This is a genomic window from Clostridium cylindrosporum DSM 605, from assembly GCF_001047375.1.
Taxonomy (GTDB): Bacteria; Bacillota; Clostridia; order Clostridiales; family Caloramatoraceae; genus Clostridium_AB; species Clostridium_AB cylindrosporum.
The window spans coordinates 18,354-42,911 of record NZ_LFVU01000002.1 but is presented as its reverse complement, the minus strand read 5'-3'; the positions used below and the strand labels follow the sequence as shown (position 1 = coordinate 42,911).

Here is a 24,558-nt window from a genome sequence, read left to right as displayed (position 1 = left end):
ATTCAAGAAGTGAATTATTTGGATTTAAAATCACTTGGTCAATCATAGGCAAGATAAAAGCAATTATATGATTGTACATTTAAGGGGAGGTCAGCTTATGTCAAGAAAATCTCTGTTTAAATTCAAAAGTATCAAACTAAAATTATCCATTGTACTTTTTCTTATAACTTTAGTATCTGTAACTAGTATAGGAATAGTTATTAGCAGTAATATAAGAAGTCAAATCAAAAAAGATGTAATAAAAGGGAAGTTAGAAGAGGTAAAGGGAGGAAATAAAAGTATAAATCTATTTTTTGATTCTTTATATAATGATATCAATATGCTTTCCGAAAACCCAATAATAAAATCAGTAGACAACAATATAACAAAGTATTTAGATAAAAAGGGTACCGATGGTAAGATTCCTATGAATCCTGGGCTTGTAGGTGGAGTTGAGACACAAATTTATAATATATATAGAAATTATATGGATAATCACCCATATGTTACAGATGTTTTTTTAGGGACAAATGATGGAGGGTATGTTCAAGCTGCAAAGGGGGATACCTATGATAACTATGACCCTAGAAAAAGGCCATGGTATAAACAGGGAATTGAGTCTGGAGAAATTCCTACTAAAACAAAGGCTTATTTATGGGAAGGAGCAAATTGTATTAATGTTAGTGTTGTTAGAAATATAAAAAGCCCATCAGGGAAAACTGTTGGAGTACAGGCCATGGATGTAAGACTTGATTCGCTAACGAAGCTAGTAGACTCAATAAAAATTGGTGAAACAGGATATATAGTACTTACAGAGGCAGATGGAACAATATTATCTAACCCTAAAAATCCTAGTATGAACTTTAAAAATTCAAAGGATTTAAATATTAACATCGAAAAGCTTAAAAAAGGTGAAGCGATTACTGTTGAAAGTAAGGAAGGAAAATATATAGCTGTAAATTACACATCAAAAGAAACTGGATGGAACTATATCTTATTTTTAAAAGAAAGTGAGATATACTCAGGTATAAATAGCATAAATAGAATTATAGTACTTATAAGTGCTATTATGATTTTATTATCACTAGTTGTAGCTTTTATATCAGCAACAAAAATCACAAGTCCTATCTTATTAATTTCAGATTTGTTAAATAAAACTGCATCATTAGACTTATCAATAGATAAAAAGTACAATAAACTAAATGAATATGAGGATGAATTAGGGTTAATTAGCAAGGCAGTTTTTAATCTTAGAAATGAGTTTAGAAGTATAATAAATGAATTAAAAAATGGATCTGAGACGATCCTTGATTACTCTAATGGTCTTGTTAATGAGGCAGATAATGCATCAGATGCAATAAATATAATATCACATAATGTAGAAGAGCTAGCACAGGGATCAACGGAGCAGGCAAAAAGAGCAGAGGATGGAAATGATAAATTAATTGGTTTTTCAGATAACATTGATGTTGCCATTATTGAAACCAGAACTATAAAGAATTATTCTGTTAAGACGCAAGAAGTAAATTGTAAGTGTATAGAATCGTTAAACTTTCTTTCGGATAAGTTTAATGAAAGTAGTATTTCCTTTAAAGAAATAAAAGATAACATAAGTGAATTATCACAAAGATCTATTTCAATTGAAAGTATAGTTAATACAATAGAGTCTATTGCTCAGCAAACGAATCTTTTAGCGTTAAATGCAGCAATAGAAGCTGCTAGAGCAGGAGAGGCTGGTAAAGGTTTTGCAGTTGTTGCAGATGAGGTTAGGAAGTTATCAGAAGAAACAGAGCAGTCTACTCGTGAAATTTGTAAATTTGTTGATGAAATACAATCTGAAATAGGAAGGGCAAAAAATAGTGTAAGTAAAGGTGAAGAAATACAAAACGAAGTTGAAGATGCTGTAAAAAATGCAGAAGTAGATTTTAAGACTATACATGGAGTTTTAATTGAGATGATGATGAAACTAGATGCACTAATTTTAGAAATCAATAGTGTAGGAGAAGAAAAGGAAGGGGTAATATTCCATATAAATGAAATTTCAACTATTGCACAGGAATCTGCTGCATCTATTGAAGAGGTATCTGCAAATGTAATAATCCAGTCTAATGTAATAAATAGTCTTAGTAAAACAGCAGAATCATTAAAAGGTGTAGTTGATAACATGGAGTTAATAGTTAGTAGATTTAAGCTATAGTATAAAAAGATAAAAACTATAGAAAAATTATGTAAAAATGTAGAAGAATTTGATGAATTTATGATATAGTTTAATAGAAAGTAAAAAAAGTAAGAAGATGACTTCTTGCTTTTTTTACTTTCTATTATGGTGTTTTTGGATTAACAAAAATAAATTTTAACTATTTTAGGAGTGAAAAATGTGAAAAGGATTCTACATGTTATTGCGCAATATCCTGGAAAAACAGGAAGTGGCATTTTTCTTCAATCTTTAGTAAACGAAGGTAGCAAATTAAATTATTCTCAGGGGGTAGTAGCAGCTACCTCTAAAAAGCTTGAAAGTGTTAAATTTAAAAATGATCATATAAAATTTTATCCAGTAGAATTTAATACTGATAGAATTAATTTTGATATAGTTGGTATGAGTGATATAATGCCATATGATAGCACAAGATATTCAGATCTTAACGAAGAGATGTTTAAAGTATGGAAGGAAAACTTTCTAGAAGTTTTTAAAAAAGCATTAGATGACTTTAAACCTAATGTTATAATAGCTCATCATCTTTGGATTTTAACCTCAATTATAGGAACTATAAAAAAAGATATAAAGTTAATAGTACTATCACAGGGAACAGAACTTAGACAACTTAAGTTAGCACCTTATTACAAAGATATGGTTATTAAAGGGTGTGAAAATGTAGATATTGTATGTGCACTTAATAATTATCAAAGAGATGAAATTATTAGAGTTTATAATATTGATAGTAAAAAGATAAAAGTAATGGGTGTTGGATATAATTCAGATACTTTTTATCATAATAGTGAAGTGAAAAGTTCAAGAAAAGTGGTTTATGCAGGGAAAATAAGTTCATCTAAAGGATTAAAGTGTTTAATATCTTCTTTCAAAACTATTAAAGATAATAGATTAGAACTTATAATAGCTGGGTCAGGTTCAGAAGAAATTGAAATGAAAAAGCTGGCAGAAGATGATAATAGAATTAAGTTTTTAGGAGCTATTTCTCAGGAAAGCTTAGCCAATGTAATAAGAGAAAGTCAAGTGTTTATTCTACCTTCATTTTATGAGGGATTACCGTTAGTTATAATGGAAGCATTAGCATGCGGTGCTAAGGTTGTAATGTCTGATATTGATGGTGTAAAGCAGTGGGTTGGAGATAAAATAAATTCAAGTGGAGCAATAAAATATATAGATCTTCCTAGGCTTATTAATACAGATGTGCCACATGATGATGACATTAAAGAGTATGAAGAAAGAATAAAATATGCAATTTTACAACAGCTTGAAAGAGAAGTAGATTTTAATGATATTTATGATGAAGTTAAAAAAAGGTCATGGAGTGAATACTTTGAAAATATTGCTAAGTATTTCAAATAGAAAAAAACTATATTAATAAAATTAACATAGAAAAGATGAATTTTAAACATATTTGCTTAAGATATATAATTTATATATAGTAATTATATATCTTAAGGAGTTTTATAGCATGATTATTGATATTCATATGCATGAAAGCAAATATTCTTTAGATAGTTTTATTTCTCTTAAGGAAATAGTGAAAAAAGCTAAAGAAATAGGACTTGAAGGAATTTGTATAACAGATCATGAAAGTAACGAAATTAAAGAAGAAGCCCGAAAACTTTCAATTAAAGAAAGTTTTCCTATTATTGTAGGGGCAGAGTTTCTAACATTTGAAGGGGATATATTAGTTTTTGGACTTAACAATCTTCCGAAGGAAAAAATACATGCTGAAGAACTTTTGGAGATGGTAGATAAAGTAGGAGGGGCTGCAATAGCTGCTCATCCATATAGAAAAAATAACAGAGGACTAGAAGGAAAGATAAGAACTATTAAAGGATTACATGGAGTAGAGTGCTTTAATGGAAGTACCCCAATGGACCTTAATCTTATAGCATATAATGATGCACTGCAAAGAGGAGTTGCACTTTTAGGTGGAAGCGATTCTCATGTTATAGAGAATATAGGTAAATATGCTACTCGTTTTCCAAGGGGAACTTGTACAGTAGATGATTTTATAACGGCTATTAAGAATAATCAAACTGAACCTGTTATATATGAAAATGGAGTATATCAAGATATGAAGAGTTATTTGGAAAGGGTTATTTAATAAAATATTAGTATAATACTTCTCTTATTGAATATAATATATAAATATATATAATTAAGAGGAGTGAAGGAATTGAGTAAATATATTAGCCCTGTATATAATGATCTTATTTTATGGAGAGATTCAGAAATAAAATCTGGGAACATGGATAAGGCTAAGAAATTACATATACTTTCTAGGAAATACAAGTACTGTATTTTTTAATTGACACAAATATCTTTGTTTTATATAATAAAATTAAGAGAATACTTCGCAAGTGAAGAAGCAAACCACTTTGAAAAACTTCAAAGTGGTTTTTTTGTGTTTAAATTTATAAAGGAGGATTAAAAGTGGAGAATAAATTAAAACTTTCGAGAGAAGAGAATAGTGTATTTTACAGTAACCTATGGAAGTTAGCACTTCCTATAATAATTCAGAATTTTATAACATCATCTATTAATATGATTAGTACTCTCCTAGTTGGTAGACTTGGACAGGCAGAAGTTGCTGCTGTTGGTATAGCTAATCAATATTTTTTTCTGTTCGATGTAATTATAATTGGATTATGTAGTGGTTGTGGAGTTTTCATCTCCCAGTATTATGGAAGTGGTAATAAAGAAAAAATTAAAAAAGTTATGGGAGTAGGAATGATATCTGTAATTATCCTTGCATTAGTGTTTATGCTATTTGCAATTATAATGCCTCAAAGTATTGTTTCTATATTCAATAACGATAGTAGAGTCGTTTCACTTGGGAGCGACTATTTAATAATAATATGTTTTAGTTATGTTTTTACTGGGATTACATTTTTATATAGTGTTGCAGCAAGATGTATATCAAAAACAGTTTTGCCTATGATAGTAAGTAGTGTGGCTTTGATTTTTAATACTATTTTAAGTTTATGGTTTATTTTTGGAGGCTTAGGACTAGAGGCTATGGGGGTAAAGGGTGCTGCACTTGCAACTTTAATAGCAAGAATTATAGAGTGCTTTGTACTTTTGTTATTTATATATAGGAAAAAATATTTAATAGCAGCTACAGTTAAAGAAATGAGAAGTGTTGATAGATTATTTATAAAAGAATCTTATTATACAATATTACCAGTACTTTTTAATGACTTATTTTGGGGGCTTGGAGCAGTTGTATATAATATAGCATATGGTAAAATTGGCGTACAAGCCATGGCAGCAATACAAATTTGTACGACTATACAAAATATATTTATGGTTGTTAGTATAGGAATGGCAAGCGCGTGTGCTGTTATTATTGGTAATACAATAGGGGCTGGAGAATATAGAAAAAGCAAAATTTATGCTAAGAAGTTTGCTATATTATCTATAGTTATAGGAGGACTCGTTGGTGGACTTTTAATAATTTTAGCCCCATATATTTTATCTATGTATAAAGCATCACCAGGGCTCTATTATGATTCACTGAAAATACTATATGTACTTGGAGCCGTATTTGTAATTAGAGTTTATAATATAGTGCTAGTTCTTGGAATACTTAGAGGTGGAGGAGATGCAAAATTTGCATTATTTGCAGAATCACTTACTATGTGGGGTATAGGTGTTCCAGCTGCATTTATAGGTGCATTAGTATTTAAGTTACCTATATATGGAGTAGCAGGATTAGTTGCTTTAGAGGAGATAGTAAAGCTTATAATTGCAACATATAGATTAAAAGGTTCAAAGTGGATAAATGATTTAACTAAAGCAGTTTAAAAGATATATAAAAAGAGGATGGAATTTTCCATCCTCTTTTTATTATGTTCCCTTTATAGGGTTTCTGTTTCCAGCTTGCTTATAGCCATTTTCATCATTTCTACTATCATTTGAATGATCAATTAGAGATTGATTTTTCCCATTTTCTAAAGAGTTTTGTGATTTTGATTTCATAACAATCACCTCCTTATAAATAGGTTGGCTAAAGGTCAAAGAATTTATTCAAAAACTAACTTTCAATTCTTATTAGATTCTCTATTTTGTGAACTCCTTCAAGCTTAGTAACTTCTTCAAAAGCTGCTTGAAGATTAGATTCTGATGTTTTATGAGTCATAAATACAAGTGAAACACTTGAGTCTTTAGTTCCCTTTTGTATAACTGTTGATAGAGAAACATTTTTATCTCCAAGAATTGAAGTAATCTTACCAAGAACGCCTGGTTTATCTTCAACAGTTAATCTAACATAGTATTGAGTTTCAAGGTCTCCTATTGGAAGTATATCGCATTTTTCAATATTACCTAGAACGCTATCCTCATATGAAGGAGAGTTCTCTGATGTTATAACAGATACAATGTCTCCTACAACTGCACTAGCTGTAGGAAGGTCTCCTGCACCTCTTCCATAGAACATAAGATTTTCAACTGCATTTCCCTTAAGGAAAACTGCATTGTATGAGTCTGATACAGATGCTAGTGGATGATTAGAAGGAATGAAAGTAGGGTGAACACGAAGTTCTAAACCTTTTTCCTTTTTCTTTGCTATAGCTAAAAGCTTAACTGTATAGCCCATTTCTCTTGCATATTCAATATCAAGTGGAGTTATATCACAAATTCCTTCACGGTGAACTTTTTCAACATCAATGCTTGATTTAAATGCAAGTGAAGATAAAATACAAAGCTTATATGCAGCATCAAATCCTTCAACGTCAGCTGCAGGTGCAGCTTCAGCATATCCAAGATCTTGAGCAACCTTTAACATTGTTTCAAAATCTTTTTTATCCTCAGTCATTTTAGATAATATATAATTTGTAGTTCCGTTAACAATTCCTATGATTTCTTCAATTTGGTTAGCTGATAGTGGATCTTTTAATGTATTTAGTATTGGAATACCACCTGCAACACTTGCTTCGTAAAATACCTTAACACCATTTTCTACCGCTGCTTTATATATTTCTTCACCATTAGTTGCAAGAAGTTGCTTGTTAGCAGTTACAACATGTTTTTTTGCTGAAATAGCCTTAAGTATATATTCCTTAGCAGGTTCAATACCACCCATAACCTCTACAACAATATCAACATCTGATGATAAAACATCTTCGAATTTATCTGTAAATAAATTCTCAGGTGCTTCTGCAGATCTTGCTTTTTCAAGTGATTTTACAAGTATTTTAGTTATTTCAAGTTCTTTTCTACATCTTTTAGAAATAGCATTATTATTTGCCTCAATAACTTTCCAAACACCGCTTCCTACAGTTCCGAAGCCAAGAAGCCCTATTTTAACCTTTTCCACAAAAAAACCCCCTCTTAATTATTCTACAAAAGCATCATAAATTGATCTGATAGCTTTTTCGAAATCATCATTTTCTACACCAACAATAATATTGATTTCACTAGATCCTTGGTTAATCATTCTAATATTTACACCAGAATTATATAGTGAAGAGAATAGTTTAGATGACATTCCAGGCATATAAATCATTCCTCTTCCAACTGTTGCAATAAGTGCCATATTAGGATAAACCTCAACTGAATCAGGGTTACACTGTAATCTTATTTGTTCAACTATATCATAAAGTTTACCTTCTAAATAGCTACTTTCTATAACCAAAGAGATGTTGTCAATTCCAGATGGCATACATTCAAATGATACATCAAAATCAGCAAGTATTGAAAGTATTTTTTGAGCATATCCAACGTGTGAATTCATATAGCTTTGTTCTATCGCGATAACAGTGAAATCTTTTTTACCTGCGATTCCTGTTATTGTACCTGCTGAAGCATTTTGTTCAACATCTCCAACAATCATAGTTCCAGGATGTGATGGATCATTTGTATTTCTTATATTTAATGGTATAGCAGCATCACGAACAGGTCTTATCGCATCTTCATGAATAACTGTTGCACCCATATATGCAAGTTCTCTTAACTCCCTGTAAGTTACTTTTTCTATAGGTTTTGGATTTTCTACTATACATGGATTAGTCATTAGTAGACCACATACATCTGTAAAGTTTTCATAAACTGATGCATCTACTGCCTGTGCAACAAGTGCTCCAGTTACATCAGATCCTCCTCTTGAGAAAGTAACTATTCTTCCGCTGCCAGTTGCTCCATAGAAACCTGGTATTACTGCATTTGGAGCTTTTGATAGTTTTTTCTTTAATAATGCAATAGTTGTTTCATAGTCTAGTTGTCCGCTTTTTTCAAATCTAATAACTTCAGCTGCATCAATAAATTCATAGCCAAGAAGTTTTGATAATATAATACCGCTCATATACTCCCCACGGCTTGCTGCATATTCCTTTGAAGCATTTGTAGATATTGTATCCTTAATTTCCTTTAAATAAGGTGTCATGTCAAGGTCAAGGTCTAGTTCTTTTACAATATCTAGACATCTATTTTCAATTATAGAGAAAACATCATCAAATGGTTTGTTGTTTTCAGCATGAGTACCGCAAAGTAATAAAAGATCTGTTATCTTCGTATCATCAGAACTTCTTTTACCAAAAGCTGATGGTACCACATACTTTCTATCCTTATCCATTTGTATAATATTATAAACCTTCTTAAATTGTTCAGAGTTTGCAAGAGATGATCCTCCAAACTTAGCCACTTTTACTGCCATATTTTAGCCCCCCTAAATGTTCGCAATACAAATACATATGTTTTCATATTAAAGACTTGTTAATTAATATTAACATATAAAATAGGCTGAATCAAGTCTTTTGTATATGTAATAATTTTTTCCCAATGTAATTATATTTAGCATATAGATATTTAAAGACTATAATACAAAATCTCTGTAGAATATTAACTCTACAGAGATTTATCTAGAACTTAATATATGAGTTTCCGTCCATTGGTATCAAAATCTGTAGGAGAGAGTTATTACTTGATTCACCAACAAAGTATATTGTATATGCATTTGATGCCTTTAAGTGAGTATTTGGAACAGAGAGAATAACAGAATTACTATCTTCAGGTTTAAATTGAAAGCTATATACACCTGGAGGAATCTCTATATAGTTTGTGTATTCTCCAAAATTTACACCTTTAAAAAGTTGCTTACCGTTTTTTAGGTAAGTATCTATAGAATTAGATCTTGGAGAAAGATTAGAGAATCTAACAAGAGCTTTATTTTCAACTACCTTTCTAGTGTTATCAGGGACTACAAATAACTTTAAGTCAGATAAATTATCTCCTATTACAAGAGTTAAGATAGAGTAGGGCGGTATTTTTACATTTGTATTTAAAGTGGTAACAGACATATTCCCTGATGGATAGATTTTAATATTATAATTTCCAGGGATGACTTTTAAGTATGATGTGAAATCTTTGTAATTAAGATTTTTTGCAATAAGTCCTCCGTTGGCTACAATATCTACAGATGGAGCATCAGGTGAAGCATGTAAAATTCGGATGTAAGAAATAGGAACTTTGTTATTTTGTGATATATTTTCTAAATTATCAATTCTTTTTTCCATGTGCACACCTTTCTAAAATATTATAACTGTATAATTATATGATAGGAAGTTTAGGATTGTTCTGAAAGTTATTAGTTGGTATTAAAAGTTATAATACTAATACTTTAGTTAAGAGATTTTATATTTTTTATTTTATATTGAATATTATTGTCTTTGTATGATACAGAGTTCATTTTTACCTCATATAAATTAATTTTTGAGTTTTCTCCATAGGGCATAGTTCTAATTTGATAAGTACACTCACTAGGGATATTATTTTTATATTTTACATTTAATAAAAGTGCATCTAGAAGTTCTCCTTTTTCTAAGTTAGTTAATAAATTAGAGTCGGATGAAATAACTTCAATATTATCTTCACTTATAAAGGAGGCAAGAGAGTTTAAGGTATTCTTACCAAGACTTATATAGTCAAGATTATAGGTGCTGAGTGTATCATTATTGAGGGTGTAATATGAAAAGTCTATATCTGTTTTTAGCTTTTTACCTAGCATAATTATAGGAGTGCCATTATGTATTGCTGAAGCAAAAACATTATATTTTCCAGATATGAGCCTTATAAATTCTTTGTTTTGTTTTGAATATGTATAAACATGAATAATAGATTCACTTTTATCAGAACTTTGAATTATTATCTCTTGGGCATTATCATTATTTATATCTTTACATTCTATAGACATAGGCCAAGATTTGTCATTGTATCCTAAGGTTTTAAGTAAAGGGTCCGGCTCTAAATTAAAGCCGTCCCCTTTTTTTGTTTGAACATTTACAGTATAGTTATTATCTTTGTTAGTAGATATGTATAGAGTGTCGAGTTTCTTGTCCCCATCTACATCTGCATGAACTGTTTGAACAGGATTAACATTTTTTATTGTTTCCTTACTTTTAAAAGAAATTAAAAGTATTAGAGATAGAATTAAAATAAATGCTATACTTAGAGTAAGAATGATGTGTTTTTTCTTAAGTATATAAACCTTAAGTTTCATAATATCACCTCCACTAAATCTATATGTAGATAAATAAGAAAATATAAGCAAAAAATAAAAAAATATCTCTCCATTATGAAGAGATATTTTAAGTTACATATTAAACACAATTTGGGCAAATCCCATAAAAATATAGTTTGTGTTTTTGAATTTCATAATTAGTATGCTTTTTTGCTATTTCATCTACAAAAGAAAAATCTGCATCATCAATATCATCAACACATCTACACTTTGTACAAACAATATGAGGATGACAATCTGTACATGCATCGAATCGGAAGTTATCTTCGCCTACATTTATTTCTTGTACTAAATTCAAGTCAATAAGAGTTCTTAATGTCTTATATACAGTAGCAAGACTCATTGTAGGATAAGTTGTTTTTAAATTTTCATATATTGTTTCAGCAGAAGGATGAGATTTTGTAGACTTAAGATAGCCATAAATAGCATATCTTTGTGGAGTTAGTTTTAAGTTCTTCTCTTTAAAAATGCTGCTAAGATTTTCCATAGTAATCATTCCAATCTAATTTGTAATTATTATCTAGTAATAGTGTATTATAAGTTAATACAAATTGTCAATTAGTATTTTTGATTTCAGGGTATCTAAATACAACAAAGGTAATAAATATTAATGATATTGTAGCTATTGGAATTGTATAATCTTTTAAAAATCTTTTTATAGCTCTAATATCACGATAATAAGCAGTTATGAAATCAAGATTATAGCATTCATCAGCGATTAAAGATAGTATAAACTTACATGTATTATATGAACTGTTAAAGTTAAGTCCATTTGGTATATTATTTATCCCAAAGAGATATGCAGATTCTTCATGAATATAGTTATTAGTTGTACTTGATACAATTTTTAAGTCATTTTTAATCATAAAGTGATTTATAGTATTTGAAAAATCCTTTGAGTTTTTATGAACAGTAAGATTGAATTTGCTCGAGTTTCCAATATCATCTAATAACAAAAAGTCACCAGTAATATTTAGGTTTCTAAATACATCTAACCCGATTTTATCTATAGCCTTACCAGATATAAAAGCAAAGATTATAGTTCTGTCTGGATTTATTGTTTCCTGTAATTTTATTATTCTAGCAAACTCTAATAGTATTGAAGGCGTATAGGTATTAGCTTCAAATAAACTCCCTTTATTATCTCTAAACCTTGAAGGTAGATCACCATCATAAAAAGAAGCGATAATAAGGGGTTTGTATTTTTTGCTTGTTCCTTGAACTTTACCATAAACATTAGTAAGGGTTTGGCTTTTGATCTTCATTCCTGATTTTAGTCTTAATTTATATCCTTTTTTTATGAATGAGCTTAACTCATTATAGGTTTCGTTTGATACACAAAATTTTAATATTCCATTAGATGTTGGAGTATACTCTATATTAAATAAAGTAGACTTATCAATGATCTTTTCCTTAATATCAGGATATATTATGGCAGAAACACCAAGTGCTTCTAACTTTTCATCAAAGTTTTCTACGTTATAACTAGACATAGATTTGTAGTTATCAAGTAATAAAATACTTGGTACATCTTCTTTAAAGGTTGTGCTATTTAGTATTTGAGCATTTCCTTTTACATATTTTGATGAAAAAAGCCCACTAATATCTTCAATAAAGTCATCACCATGTTTGTAACTTCTTATAACATTATCATGCTTAGAAATTACTTGGATATAGGATTTTGTTTCCTCAAATGGTATGTCTCTAGAAAAGTTTTGTATATAGGACTTCTTTCCATCTATTTCAATTGGTTCTAGAGAAAAATTTTTAAGTTTTGAGGATATATAATCTGAAGTAATCTTTGTATATTCTTCCTCAGTAAAAGAAGAGAGCCAATTAGATTTTAGCTTTTCTATATTTTCTATTATATCCTTATAGGAAAAAACATCTGTTTTGAAGTTATTTCCAAGGTTTGAAATAAGTAAAACAAGAACTATAATACAAGTTAGGGTAGTATATACCATCCTACTATGTTTAGGATTCAACCTTATGCCCCCTTTAAAGTTATTATTATAAGTATATAATCATTAATTTCTTTTTAAACTTAAAAATATTTAAACCAGTCATATTGCATAAAAATACAATATGACTGGTCTTATAAGTCGTAAAGTTCAAGTCTTGCTTTTTGTACCTTCAAGTTTGATTCATCAAGAAGGTCTTTAAGTTCAAATATATCTCCATATTCAATTAGTTTATTAAACTTGTCTTGAATTGAAGTTGATTCTGAAATTTTTCCAAGTGAATATAGGTTGGTAATGTTATCTAAAACATCAGATATAATATTAGACTTTATTTCAAACATCGTTTGAGCGTCCATAATTTCTTCTTTTATTTGAGACATTTCCTGATCTAAAAGAAATGCAAGTTCAGCAGATTTTTTAAGTCTTTCCTTTATATGGGAAGGTATACTTTGTTTATACTTATAATTTAGAGAATGTTCAATAGTTGCCCAAAAATTCATCGCAAGCGTTCTAATTTGAATTTCAGCAAGTACCTCAACTTCTCCAAGTGTTGTTTGTACAGGATATCTTATTATAACGTGATAGCTTCTATAACCACTTTCTTTAAAGTTTTTCACATAGTCCTTCTCATAAACAACGGTTAAATCTTTTCCCTCACGCTGCTTAATTAAGTTAACCATGGTATAAATATCCTCAACGAATTGACACATAATCCTTATTCCTGCAATATCTTCTACTTCCTCTGATATTTTATTAAAAGGAATATTTAATTTTTTCGCCTTTTCTAATATACTTGATATTTCTTTTACTCTTCCTGTTACAAATTCTATTGGAGAGTAGGTGTTTTTGCTTCTAGTTTGCTTACGTATACTTTTAAACTTAATCTTAAGTTCTTCCACAGCTTGTTCATATGGTACTAAGAACTCTTTCCAATCTTTAACTAACATCTTCCCTCATCTCCTTTCGTAAAGTAATAGGGAATTTCGACAAAACAATAAGTACCAATAAGAATATATCACTTATTTAAAAAAAAGACAATAATTATTATCCATTATTTTACTATATATTTAGATGTATTAGTTTTTAAAATTTAGTTATTTTTATATAAATATTCATTGATAATGTAAGGGTTTATATAAAAAGGAAATAGACACAATCTTATAGAATATATAAGTTTATAAATGGAGGGGAAATGATGAAAAGCATTGAACTTTTTTTTGAATTAATGGATTATGAATTTTTGATATTAGTTGCACAGAGGAAAAATATTAAAATAAACGGATTTATGAATATTAAAAAGGCTCCTAAAAGTTTAATAAGAAATGTAATAAAAATGAATTTTAGTAATAAAAAAAAGTTTCAAGAATTACTCTATGAAATTTTTAATGAAAAATCTCAGAAGTATAAGGGAAAGAGTTTAGAAGAGTTTTTAAGTGAGCTTTACTTATCATCATGTAAAAATAAATATGGTATGTTTGAAACATTTGCAATATTTATGAATTTGTTTCCTGAGGATGCAGAGAGGTTATGTGAGAAAATAAGTATAAACATTGAAAGTGGTAAACATATTTTTTCTGGACTTCTTGTAAATGATGGAGATATTACAGAGGAAAACTGTTTATCTATAGTGGAAAAATATCTAAACATTGAGGATGAGATTAGTTTTCTTGAAAATAATGTAGAGTCTATAGAAGAACATCTTTTAAAACTTGGAAGAATTAGTGAATATACAAGAGTAAGAAGTATTATAAAAGATAAGTCCATAGTAGATATTTGTAGAGAGCTTGGGGATCTTTCAGAGTCATTTGATGAAAGTCTTTTATGGCTTGCTTTTATAAGTCTTAATATAGATTATATAAAAGGAGATCAGAATAAAGTAGGATTTTTTAATAAATTACTTTTTAATATCCTTCAACGTATAAATAAAGATTTATTAATGTTTAATGGAGAAAAAATAGATTGTTTAGAGGGAGAGTGCTTAAATAAAAATAATGAAATAGCCTTATTAAATAAAAATATTAATAGTCTAAAGGAGGAAATATCTAGGTTTGAAATGATATTAAAAGGCTATGAAGAAAATATTAAGAGTTTAGAATATAAAATTATGAAAAATGAAAGTTTCAATTTAAATGAATATAATCCAGATATTATAATTATAACCAATTATGTACCAGATAGGATAATGGATTCTATTGGTAATTATAAAATAATCCCACCTGATTTTATAGAGACTTTTTCAAACTATTTTTCAAATTTTAAAGGAGTTGTGTTTATTGATAGAGGATCAATAGATAGTACTAAAAATTTATTAATATTAGAAGATTATCTTATAGCGTTAAAATTGAAAAAGATAACGATATTTTCTAAAAGTATAGAAGAGCTTACTCAAAATATAATTATCAGTAAGTTTACTATGGAGGGGTAGTAATGCAAAGAATTTTCAAAGAAGAGGATATTAGGTCAATTGAGGAATGTTATTTATTAGGATATCTTGCGATAGAAGAAAAAGTATTTCCCAGTATAGGTGAGGATCAAAGTTGTATAACGTATTTAAGGAAGAATCCTCAATATATATTATTTTATATTAAAGCAATGTCAAGTATACCGAAAAACTTATATGATATTCCTGGACCTTTTGAAAATAACATGTTCGTAGGATTTGAAAAGGGAATAGAAGGAATTGGAATGCCCCTTGAATATTGGGATCTTGAAATAAAGGAAAAAAAGGAATATATATATGAAAAATTAAAGAATAAGCTTGTATTATTTACACCTTATCTTAAAAAGGAAGAGAAGCTAGGAAAAGTTGAAATTTATTATAGGAATTTAGTTGTAAGAGATGTAGAGGACTTAAACAATTATAGGGGACACACCTTTGTTCCTATTCCGTCACCTATTGTTAGAGGATTCGAAGAGTTTGAAAGAGCAATTATGAGACAAGATCCAATCAGATTTGAAAACTATAGTAAGTATATGGATGATCCAGAATTTATAATATGTGATGATTATATCTATTATAATTTAAATTGGGGAAGAACATTAGATGATAAAAGAATGCTTCAAGGAATAGGTGAAATTAAAAAAATTGAGATACCAGATCACTTCAGAAAAAATATTGTATATAAAGTAAATGACAACTTACTTTTTTTAACTAAGGAATACATTGATGGGGAGTTGAAAGAATACTTCAAAAATGGAGAACACGTCTTAAAAAATTCAGAGGAAAAATTAGACTATAAAATAATAAAAAGTGAATATGAATTTTTAAAAAGATTTAAATATAATCTTACAAATACAGGTCTTTTTTACAAAGAAGAAGATATTTATAATTTTCATATATCGCTTAAGACAAATCCTTTAACAATTATTAGTGGAATGTCTGGAATAGGGAAGACTAGTCTTGCAATTTCATATGCAAAGGCTCTTGGACTTGAAGATAAAAATTATATAGTAGTACCTATTAGTCCTTCATATACAGAGCCATCTGATATAATAGGATACTTAAATACATCAAAGGATGAATATATACCGTCAGAAACAGGGGTTGTAGATTTATTAAGAACTGCACAGGAAAATACCGATGAAGTTTTTATGATTATATTTGATGAAATGAACTTAAGTCAGGTAGAGTATTGGTTTAGTCCATTTATTTCAATACTTGAAATGGAAAAAGAAGAAAGAAATTTAATCCTATATAACAAAAATTCAAAATGCAAAAATTCCAGTGATTATCCAGCATCCATCAAAATAGGTAAGAATGTTGTATTTGTTGGTACTGTTAATATAGATGAAACAACTAAGGAGTTTTCAGATAGACTTTTAGATAGGGCAAATCTTATTAATCCTAAAAAGATTTCATTTATTGAAATGAAAAATATATTAGAATCCTATAGGGGAAAGACTTTAGAGAATTTAGATGAAAAATACTATTTAAACTTTAAATTTTGGAGAAGAGATTGTACATCTCCTTTAGACATATTTAGGGAAAATGAGCTTAAATTATTAGATGATATACATAATGCAATTAATGCAATAGATAGGCAAAAGGGTATATCCTATAGAACTTTGTATAATATGGCATCCTATATATTTAACATACCAGAAACTGAAAAGGGAGAGTTGCTTTTATCGAGAGAAAAATCATTTGATATACAAATTAAGCAAAGAATTTTAACAAAAGTAAAAGGGCATCAGGAGCAATATGGAAAGCTTATTGGAAATATAGAAAAGGGTCATATAAATCATGGAGAGATTTATAAAATATTAATAGAGGAAAATTATAAAGGAATATCAGATTTTAAAATATCAATTGATGAATTAAAGCGAAAAGCCGAGGAGATGTATTATAATGGATACACTTTATAGTAAGAGTATTAAAGTACGATTTATAATTCAGAACTTTGGAAAAGAATATGTTCAAGAAGTTACTAAGTTTCATAAAGATTTATGGAGCATAGATGATATTGAAGTTGTGATAAAGGAATGTTCAAAGGTTTATATAGAATTTGAGGCAAATGATGAAAGGGCAACTTTACTTGTAGAAAATGTATTTCAAGAGGATGGAGAAGCATTTATACTTTTTCCAGGCCAAAGTAAAATGTTATTTGAACTTGACAATAATTATTCTATGCTTATTCCAGGAAGCTATATTGTTAAGTTAACTTTAAATAATGGAAAGTATTATTCTATGTTTGAAATTGTTCCTAGACACATAAATGATATTCAGCTTAAGAACTTAAGGGATTTTGTAAATACACAGATCAGTAATCTATCTTATAATATGGGTTCAAAATTACATAGGAGTAATTCTTCTGTAGTTAATGACTATATGAGTATATTAAAACAGTATAACGAATTTCATAGTTTATTAAAATATAATTTGAGCAGTATAATGAAAAATCCTTATTTTACTTTAGATAGGAATTATATAAAAAGTGGTAAACATCAAAGGATAGATAGAAAGGTTGAATATTTAAATTCTAAAGGGAACAAAAATGATGAATATAGTTATAAGAAGGTTAAGGATTTCCGTAATAAGCAAAATATTATTATAAAAAGTATTGCTACGAAAATGTTGATTAGTATTTCTGATATCGAAGAGAAGTTAACCTATGCATATGAACAAAATAAAATAGAAGAAGTGGCAGTAAGAAAAGAATCAGAATTTAAAAAAAGCAATATTGAAAAAGTTAAAGGAGTAAGTTTTGATACAAAAGAGATAGAGAAAAGAATAAAATCCTATGATCAAACTTGTTTATCCCTAGGAAGTGTAAAAAAAAGAAGAGATGATCTAAAATATATAATGAGAGTATTAAAAGGTGCAAAAACAACCCTTGCATCTTTTATAAAAAGTACATATATAAAGGAAGTACCTACTATTCATAATATTAATTATAAAAGTGTTAGGATGGAAGATAATAGATATAAGTCTATACTAAAAATATATAATAAAATTTATTTAAGTAAGGAAAAAAAATCTATTAGTTATAAGCCATCTGAGCTTCTATATGAGTATTTTGTATTTCTTGTTGTTGTTAAGGTATTTAAAGATATTGGAATGAGTCTTTCAAATTGTGACTTTAAGGATATAAGCGAGTGTAATTTTTTAGATAAGATTCCAAAGGGATGCTTAGCTAGATTTATAAATGGTGAAAAGGAAGTTAGGGTGTGGTATGAAAAGGAAGTTCTATCAATGCCTAGTGAAAGTTTAGAAACAGGAAATGGATTTTATACTCATGCTCCAAATAGACTGCCTGATATTAGAGTGGATTATTTAGAAAATAATAGTCTAAAAGATTCTATAATAATTGAATCTAAGTATAGAAGATATTCTTATCTTTGGAGTGATCTTTATAATACTAATACAATGATTCAAATAAAAAACTATAAAACAACAATTAAATATATCTTTGATAATAATAGAAAACCTATTTATCCAATTAAAAAGATTATAGTTGTATATCCAGGACAAGAAGATATTGATAGAGTTATTAGTAAAGAATGGGGAGATTATACATTTTTACAATTAAAGCCTGATGAAAGTGGAGAAATCTATGGATTTAAGGATTTGGAAAATATGTTAATAAGTAAACTAATATAGAGGTATCCTTAAAGGTAAAAGTTTTGCCTTTAAGGATACCTATTTCTTTAAAATCTTTATTGAATGATTCTTTGTATAGGGGTATCATTGTATTATAAACATTATTATTCAAGGAGATAATCTACGATATATATCAGGAATAGTAAATAGTTTAGTAAGTTAGTCTTGGAGGGTACTAACATGAGTTTAAAGGCAAAGGTATGTTTAAGCATAATATTTGGAATGCTTTTTCTTGTAGGATGTTCAATTAAAGAAGAAAATTCATTAGGCAGCACAAATAAGGTTAAGAATAGTCAAAGTAATAAAGTTGATGTAAATAGTACAAATAAAGATTCTAATGAACAATCGCTTAAAATTATAAAAGAATACTTTAGAGCAATGGAGAATCATGATGTACCTAATATGAGAAACTTATTTTTTAATAAATTATCTAATTTACCTGAGAATTTTAACGTAGACTATGTAAAAAGTATTACAATTAACAATATAATGGAAACTGATTATAATGATGATAAAATAAAAGTTTATGTTGATTATATTAAAAGTGAGTATGGTGTAGATGAACACAGTATAAAGATATTTAAGATTAGTTTTAATATAAATATTAATAAAGGATATAGTGAAGAATTTGGAGGAGAAAACTCACAAAAGTTTGCACTGATTAGGGATTTGAAAACAGGAAAATGGCTAATATGTGAAGTGTTTAGATAAAAAAGGTACCTTTAGGTACCTTTTTTAGTTACATTCTTTCTACAGTATCTATTCCTAGAAGAGAAAGACCATTTTTAATTACTATAGTTGTAGCTACAACTAGATTTAATCTTGCCATTTTAAGTGAATCATCTTCAAGATTCATAATTGAGCAGTGATTATAAAATTTATTAAATGCCTTTGCAACATCTATTATATATCTTGTAATAATTGATGGCTCATACTTTTCGATAGAAAGAAGAAGAGTTTCATTAAACCTTGAAATAAGCTTTGTAAGTTCAAACTCCTCTGTAGTATTTAGTTTTGTGTAATCAGCAGTAGAGGAAAAATCACCAGCTTTTTTAAGAATACTTTTACCTCTAGCATAGGTATATTGTACATATGGTGCAGTTTCTCCATCAAAGTTTAATATGTCTTTCCAGTCAAATGATAAATCTCTTTCCCTATTGTTTTTTAGGTATGTAAATATTACTGAACCTATTCCGATTTTTTTGGCAACATCTTCTTTGTTATCAAGTGCTGGATTTTTTTCATTAATAAGTTCAAGTGAACGTGATATAGATTCACTTAAAAGTTCTTCTAATAAAACAACATCACCTTTTCTAGTTGCAAGCTTCTTATTTCCAATTCTTACAGTACCAAAACCAACATGTACACAGTCGTTAGCCCATTCTTTACCCATTTTTTTAAGAGTTGAGAATATTTGATTAAAATGTAATGATTGAGGTGTACCAACTACATAAATATTTTTATAAAAATCATATGTTTTTTGTCTGTATGTAGCAGCAGCTAGATCTCTTGTTGCATATATAGTTGCTCCGTCTGACTTCATTATCATACATGGTGGTATATTAAATTCATCGAGTTCAACAACTAAGGCACCTTTGCTTTCAACTAAAATACCTTTATCTTTTATTTCTGAAACGACAGATTCCATCTTATCACTGTAGAAGCTTTCACCTGCAAGTGAATCGAATTTAATGTTTAGTAAATCGTAAACTCTATTAAACTCAACAAGACTTACATCTTTTATCCTTTGCCAAAGCTTAACTTCCTTTTCACAACCATCTTCAAGGTTTTTAAAGTGTGCTCTTGCTAGGTCCTCAAGTGAAGGGTCTTTTTCTGCTTCATCATGAAATTTAATGTATATTCTAAGAAGCTCCTTAATTGGTTCATTTTCTAGAGCCTTTTCATCAACCCATCTTTCATATGCAACAATAAGTTTACCAAATTGAGTTCCCCAGTCCCCTAAGTGATTTATACCTATAGTGTTGTATCCTGCAAAGGAAAGGATTTTGTAAAGTGAATTTCCAATAGCAGTTGAACAAAGATGTCCTACATGGAAAGGTTTTGCAATATTAGGGGATGAATATTCAACAATAACATTTTTATTATCACCTATATTACATGAACCATATTTTTCTTTTTCAGAAATAACCTTCTCTATAACTTCCTTGGAGAAATTGCCCTTTGCAATAAAAAAGTTAAGATATCCACCAAGTGATTCTATTCTTTCAACACAATCAATATTAAGTGTAGACTTAAGTTCTTCAGCTATTAAATTTGGAGCTTTTTTCATAGTTTTAGCTAATCTAAAACAAGGAAAAGCAAAGTCACCCATGTCACTTTTAGGTGGAATTTCAATAAAGCCTTCAATTTCTTCAAGATTAAGACCTGTTTTTTCGCTAAGATTTTTTGCTAATATATTTTTGTAATCCATATTTAAACCTCCTGATAGTTCTTGGTAAATTTCATTATTAAACACAAAAAACCCCATCTCTTATATCAAGAGACGGAGAATATCCGCGGTACCACTCTAGTTAGTACAAAAGTACTCACTTTAGCCTTTGTAACCTAAGGCAAAGGTCAAACCATACTAAATTCCGGTAGAATCTCAAAGGTTCTATTCCCTAAAGAATACATTATAAGGCTTACACCATCCCTTACTCGCTACAAAGTATTTCTTAAGGTACTTATCCTTTTCATTGACTATAATCTATCTTTTGTAATAATTCTATCAAATAATAATTCTATGTCAAGTATAAGTATTATTTTAAGAACTTGAATCAGTATAAATGAATTGTATATATAATTAGGAAGGAAAAAATTATTTTAAAATATATAAGTCGAAATGTAGTATATTTATGGCATTTGATTAAAAAAAATATTAAAAAAAGTGTTAAAATTAACAATATAAAGTGGTTTTTATGGTATTATATAGTTAGCTATATAATAATATATAGACTATTGTAAATTTTTACATTAATTTGGAGGAGGTGTAGAACATTATAAAAGATAAAACAAAAAACAGAATACTATTTATTTTGCTATTTACTCTTGTTTTAAATACTTTAGGATTATTAGCTTCAATTAATAATGTTAATGCGGCAACTACAGATACACGTCCTAAAATGACAGGAGTAGAGATGGTAGAAAAATCTCCAGCTGCTGGAGTATATCCTACTTTAAGGCTTAGTTCAACAGGATGTGCTGCAGTACAGTATAGTGTTTATCTGTACTCACCAACTAAAAAGATATGGGAAAATGTATCAGGAGGATATACTACCTCTGTAGCAGGAAATGGAACCTATACTTTAAAACTTACAAAGCCTTTACATAGTGGAGAAAATAGCTTTAGTGTTTGGGTTAAAAAGTCAGGGAGTACCCCTATAAACAGTGGGGGATATGATGATTTTCAAAGTTATAGGGTAACGGTAAATGCTTCTTCAACTTCTGAGATTATTCCAGAAATTAAATCAGCTAGTATTTTATCTACAGAGCAAAAGGCTGGTATATATCCAAGTTTAAGAGTGACATCTACTGGAGATACTAAGGTTCAGTATAGAGTGTATTTATACTCTCCAGTTAGTAAAATATGGGAAGATGTTACAGGAGGATATACTGCGCCTGTTGATTCTGCATCTACTACTAGTTTAAAGCTAAACAAACCCTTACATGAAGGCGAAAACAGCTTTAGCGTGTGGGTAAAAAGAGCAGATAGGGACCCTATAAATAAAGCAGGTTATGATAACTTTTTAAGTTATAGAGTAAGTGTAGGTACCTCTGATAATACAGAAGGTGAAGCTCTTCTACCAACAGTTAAATCTGCAACTATATCGGCTACTCAGCAAAAGGTTGGAATAAAGCCAATAATAAGCTTAACTTCAACTGGAAGTGAAAATGTACAATATAGGGTATATTTATATTCACCAACTAAAAAGATATGGGAAGATGTATCAGGTGGATATACTGGGGCGGTAAGTCCGTCAAGTACATATAATCTTCAGTCTAATATAGCATTACATGAAGGTGAGAATAGCTTTAGCATATGGGTAAAAAGAGCAGGTAAAGTTCCTGCAAACAGTGCAGGTTATGATAACTTTTTAAGTTATAGAATTAATGCAGGCACTTCTGATAATACAGAAGGTGAAGCTCTTCTACCAACAGTTAAATCTGCAACTATATCGGCTACTCAGCAAAAGGTTGGAATAAAGCCAATAATAAGCTTAACTTCAACTGGAAGTGAAAATGTGCAATATAGAGTATTTTTATATTCATCAACTAAAAAGATATGGGAAGATATATCAAATGGATACACTGAAGCAGTAAATCCATCAAGTATATATAATCTTCAGTCTAATATAGCACTGCAAAAAGGTGAAAGCAGTTTTAGTATCTGGGTTAAAAGAGCAGGAAAAACACCTGTTAACAAAGAAGGTTATGATAATTTCTTAAGCTATAGGATTAATGTAACTAGTGAAAGTAATACAATACCAGAGATAACTAGCGTAAATGTAGATAGTTCAGGAATAAAGCTAGGAGGATATCCAGGTGTAACTCTAAAGTCAAGTGCAGATGTAAATGTACAATATAGAATATATTTATACTCACAAAGTAAAGGAATATGGGAAGATGTTTCAAATGGATATACTGAATCTGTAGATCCAAGTACGCCGACTACAGTAAAAATAACTAAACCATTACAACCAGGAAGCAATACCTTTAGTATATGGGTGAAAAGAGCGGGATATTCTCCTATTGACCCAGGTGGATATGATTCCTATGTGCACGATATTTCAAATGTAACTGTTAATGCTGATAAAACTCCTAAGATATCAGAAGCGACAGTTAATTCTGCTAAAGTCAACGAAGGAACAATACCAGAATTAACAGTTAGCGCAAGTGCCGGTGATGGAAGTAACATAAGTTATAAGGCGTTTATGTTTTCGAATAGCAAAGGTCAATGGGTAAGTTCATCGGAGTATACTGATCCTATTAAAAGTGGAGAAAAGACAACAATTAGCCTTAGTACTCCACTAGAATCAGGTACGAATAAAGTACTTCTATGGGCTAAAAGGGCATGGATTTCAGGTGAAGTATATGAAGACTACAAAATAGTAAATATAGATGCTATAAGACCTGCACCTTTAAAAAAGAAAATAATTGTTGACCCAGGACATGGAGGAAAAGATCCAGGAGCACTATCTGCAAGTGGGACAAGGGAAAGAGATATAGCTTTAAGTGTTGGACTAAAATTAGGATCAATTTTACAGTCAACTGGATACGAAGTTCTCTATACAAGAACACAAAATGATGTAGTCAGTTGGAATAGCTTAGTTCAATCAGAATCTTTAGCATATAGAACAAACTTTGCAAATTCAAATGGAGCAGATTTATTTGTATCTATTCATTGTAATGCTGGAGGGGGTACAGGAACAGAGACATTCTATAGTAAGAATTATGTAAGTAAAGATCAGGCTCTTGCAACCTCTATACAGCAGGAACTTGTTGCCTCTATAGGACTTTACAATAGAGGTGCTAAACCAGGAAGTTTATATGTATTGAATAATACAAAAATGCCAGCATCATTAGTTGAGTTAGCATTTATTGATACTTTAAGCGATGAAGCTAAACTGAAAGATCCTGTTTTTCAACAAAAAGCGGCAAATGGTATAGCAAATGGTATAGCTAAGTATTGGAATAGGTAGAAAGATGACGAAAACAGTCTTTAAAATATTTTAAAGACTGTTTTTGTTTTTGAAGGAATAAAAATAAAAAAATTTAATAAGTAAAATTA

General features: G+C 29.2%; 19 protein-coding genes and 1 other annotated feature. Of the genes, 10 read left to right on the top strand and 9 right to left on the bottom strand.

Features of this window, described 5'->3' with window-relative positions:
• Positions 1-97 precede the first annotated feature (97 nt).
• The 5 genes from CLCY_RS00830 to CLCY_RS00815 all read left to right on the top strand — a co-directional run bounded on the left by CLCY_RS00830 (position 98) and on the right by CLCY_RS00815 (position 6,001).
• Positions 98-2,176: a methyl-accepting chemotaxis protein gene (locus CLCY_RS00830; protein WP_048569243.1), complete on the top strand. Its 2,079-nt coding sequence runs from the start codon at positions 98-100 to the stop codon at positions 2,174-2,176.
• 180 nt (positions 2,177-2,356) lie between these two features.
• Positions 2,357-3,547 carry a glycosyltransferase family 4 protein gene (locus CLCY_RS00825; protein ID WP_048569242.1) on the top strand — a complete coding sequence of 397 codons (1,191 nt, stop codon included), beginning with the start codon at positions 2,357-2,359 and terminating at the stop codon, positions 3,545-3,547.
• Between the two features lie 109 nt (positions 3,548-3,656).
• Positions 3,657-4,298 (top strand): PHP domain-containing protein, encoded by a 642-nt coding sequence (locus CLCY_RS00820; RefSeq protein ID WP_048569241.1) that lies wholly within the window; start codon positions 3,657-3,659, stop codon positions 4,296-4,298.
• A gap of 72 nt (positions 4,299-4,370) precedes the next feature.
• Positions 4,371-4,502, top strand: a complete 132-nt coding sequence (locus CLCY_RS14030; RefSeq protein ID WP_278336138.1) for a hypothetical protein — start codon at positions 4,371-4,373, stop codon at positions 4,500-4,502.
• Positions 4,503-4,627: 125 nt separating this feature from the next.
• Entirely contained in the window at positions 4,628-6,001 is a 1,374-nt protein-coding gene (locus tag CLCY_RS00815; RefSeq protein WP_048569240.1) for an MATE family efflux transporter, read from the top strand.
• Between the two features lie 42 nt (positions 6,002-6,043).
• Here the strand turns inward: CLCY_RS00815 and CLCY_RS14025 are convergent, their stop codons facing one another.
• The 8 genes from CLCY_RS14025 to yjbM form a co-directional block, all read right to left on the bottom strand.
• Complete coding sequence (locus CLCY_RS14025; RefSeq protein ID WP_278336137.1) at positions 6,044-6,175, bottom strand: hypothetical protein; 132 nt, start codon at positions 6,173-6,175, stop codon at positions 6,044-6,046.
• A gap of 55 nt (positions 6,176-6,230) precedes the next feature.
• On the bottom strand, positions 6,231-7,511 hold the full coding sequence (locus CLCY_RS00810) for a homoserine dehydrogenase (protein WP_048569239.1): 1,281 nt from the start codon (positions 7,509-7,511) through the stop codon (positions 6,231-6,233).
• An 18-nt stretch (positions 7,512-7,529) separates the two neighbouring features.
• On the bottom strand, positions 7,530-8,846 hold the full coding sequence (locus CLCY_RS00805; protein ID WP_048569238.1) for an aspartate kinase: 1,317 nt from the start codon (positions 8,844-8,846) through the stop codon (positions 7,530-7,532).
• A gap of 205 nt (positions 8,847-9,051) precedes the next feature.
• Positions 9,052-9,705: a DUF4397 domain-containing protein gene (locus tag CLCY_RS00800; RefSeq protein WP_048569237.1), complete on the bottom strand. Its 654-nt coding sequence runs from the start codon at positions 9,703-9,705 to the stop codon at positions 9,052-9,054.
• A gap of 104 nt (positions 9,706-9,809) precedes the next feature.
• Positions 9,810-10,688: a hypothetical protein gene (locus tag CLCY_RS00795; protein WP_048569236.1), complete on the bottom strand. Its 879-nt coding sequence runs from the start codon at positions 10,686-10,688 to the stop codon at positions 9,810-9,812.
• A 100-nt stretch (positions 10,689-10,788) separates the two neighbouring features.
• Complete coding sequence (perR, locus tag CLCY_RS00790) at positions 10,789-11,196, bottom strand: transcriptional regulator PerR (protein ID WP_048569235.1); 408 nt, start codon at positions 11,194-11,196, stop codon at positions 10,789-10,791.
• Between the two features lie 67 nt (positions 11,197-11,263).
• The gene (locus CLCY_RS00785) at positions 11,264-12,694 is read right to left on the bottom strand and encodes a beta/alpha barrel domain-containing protein (protein WP_048569234.1); all 1,431 of its coding nucleotides are present in this window, start codon (positions 12,692-12,694) and stop codon (positions 11,264-11,266) included.
• A 110-nt stretch (positions 12,695-12,804) separates the two neighbouring features.
• Complete coding sequence (gene yjbM, locus CLCY_RS00780) at positions 12,805-13,617, bottom strand: GTP diphosphokinase (protein WP_048569233.1); 813 nt, start codon at positions 13,615-13,617, stop codon at positions 12,805-12,807.
• 248 nt (positions 13,618-13,865) lie between these two features.
• Between yjbM and CLCY_RS00775 the strand changes: the two genes are divergently transcribed.
• The 4 genes from CLCY_RS00775 to CLCY_RS00760 all read left to right on the top strand — a co-directional run bounded on the left by CLCY_RS00775 (position 13,866) and on the right by CLCY_RS00760 (position 19,481).
• The gene (locus CLCY_RS00775) at positions 13,866-15,095 is read left to right on the top strand and encodes a hypothetical protein (RefSeq protein ID WP_048569232.1); all 1,230 of its coding nucleotides are present in this window, start codon (positions 13,866-13,868) and stop codon (positions 15,093-15,095) included.
• Positions 15,096-15,097: 2 nt separating this feature from the next.
• Positions 15,098-17,035 (top strand): McrB family protein, encoded by a 1,938-nt coding sequence (locus CLCY_RS00770; protein WP_048569231.1) that lies wholly within the window; start codon positions 15,098-15,100, stop codon positions 17,033-17,035.
• A complete protein-coding gene (locus CLCY_RS00765) occupies positions 17,019-18,770 on the top strand; it encodes a hypothetical protein (RefSeq protein ID WP_048569230.1) in 1,752 nt (583 codons plus the stop codon). Before CLCY_RS00770 ends, CLCY_RS00765 begins: the two co-directional genes overlap by 17 nt.
• Before the next feature lie 180 nt (positions 18,771-18,950).
• Positions 18,951-19,481 carry a DUF4829 domain-containing protein gene (locus tag CLCY_RS00760; protein WP_048569229.1) on the top strand — a complete coding sequence of 177 codons (531 nt, stop codon included), beginning with the start codon at positions 18,951-18,953 and terminating at the stop codon, positions 19,479-19,481.
• Between the two features lie 28 nt (positions 19,482-19,509).
• Here the strand turns inward: CLCY_RS00760 and argS are convergent, their stop codons facing one another.
• A complete protein-coding gene (gene argS, locus CLCY_RS00755; RefSeq protein WP_048569228.1) occupies positions 19,510-21,201 on the bottom strand; it encodes an arginine--tRNA ligase in 1,692 nt (563 codons plus the stop codon).
• Between the two features lie 65 nt (positions 21,202-21,266).
• Positions 21,267-21,476 (bottom strand) — a binding site (T-box leader).
• A gap of 329 nt (positions 21,477-21,805) precedes the next feature.
• Here argS and CLCY_RS00750 point away from each other — a divergent pair.
• Entirely contained in the window at positions 21,806-24,469 is a 2,664-nt protein-coding gene (locus CLCY_RS00750; protein ID WP_082141646.1) for an N-acetylmuramoyl-L-alanine amidase family protein, read from the top strand.
• The last annotated feature ends 89 nt before the right edge of the window (positions 24,470-24,558 follow it).

Bases quoted from the DNA above. Each gene is read 5' to 3' on its own strand.
- argS (WP_048569228.1), bottom strand. From the start codon at position 21,201: ATGGATTACAAAAATATATTAGCAAAAAATCTTAGCGAAAAAACAGGT.
- CLCY_RS00765 (WP_048569230.1), top strand. From the start codon at position 17,019: ATGGATACACTTTATAGTAAGAGTATTAAAGTACGATTTATAATTCAG.
- CLCY_RS00770 (WP_048569231.1), top strand. From the start codon at position 15,098: ATGCAAAGAATTTTCAAAGAAGAGGATATTAGGTCAATTGAGGAATGT.
- CLCY_RS14025 (WP_278336137.1), bottom strand. From the start codon at position 6,175: ATGAAATCAAAATCACAAAACTCTTTAGAAAATGGGAAAAATCAATCT.
- CLCY_RS00775 (WP_048569232.1), top strand. From the start codon at position 13,866: ATGAAAAGCATTGAACTTTTTTTTGAATTAATGGATTATGAATTTTTG.
- CLCY_RS00805 (WP_048569238.1), bottom strand. From the start codon at position 8,846: ATGGCAGTAAAAGTGGCTAAGTTTGGAGGATCATCTCTTGCAAACTCT.
- CLCY_RS00795 (WP_048569236.1), bottom strand. From the start codon at position 10,688: ATGAAACTTAAGGTTTATATACTTAAGAAAAAACACATCATTCTTACT.
- CLCY_RS00760 (WP_048569229.1), top strand. From the start codon at position 18,951: ATGAGTTTAAAGGCAAAGGTATGTTTAAGCATAATATTTGGAATGCTT.
- CLCY_RS00830 (WP_048569243.1), top strand. From the start codon at position 98: ATGTCAAGAAAATCTCTGTTTAAATTCAAAAGTATCAAACTAAAATTA.
- CLCY_RS00800 (WP_048569237.1), bottom strand. From the start codon at position 9,705: ATGGAAAAAAGAATTGATAATTTAGAAAATATATCACAAAATAACAAA.
- yjbM (WP_048569233.1), bottom strand. From the start codon at position 13,617: ATGTTAGTTAAAGATTGGAAAGAGTTCTTAGTACCATATGAACAAGCT.
- perR (WP_048569235.1), bottom strand. From the start codon at position 11,196: ATGGAAAATCTTAGCAGCATTTTTAAAGAGAAGAACTTAAAACTAACT.
- CLCY_RS00820 (WP_048569241.1), top strand. From the start codon at position 3,657: ATGATTATTGATATTCATATGCATGAAAGCAAATATTCTTTAGATAGT.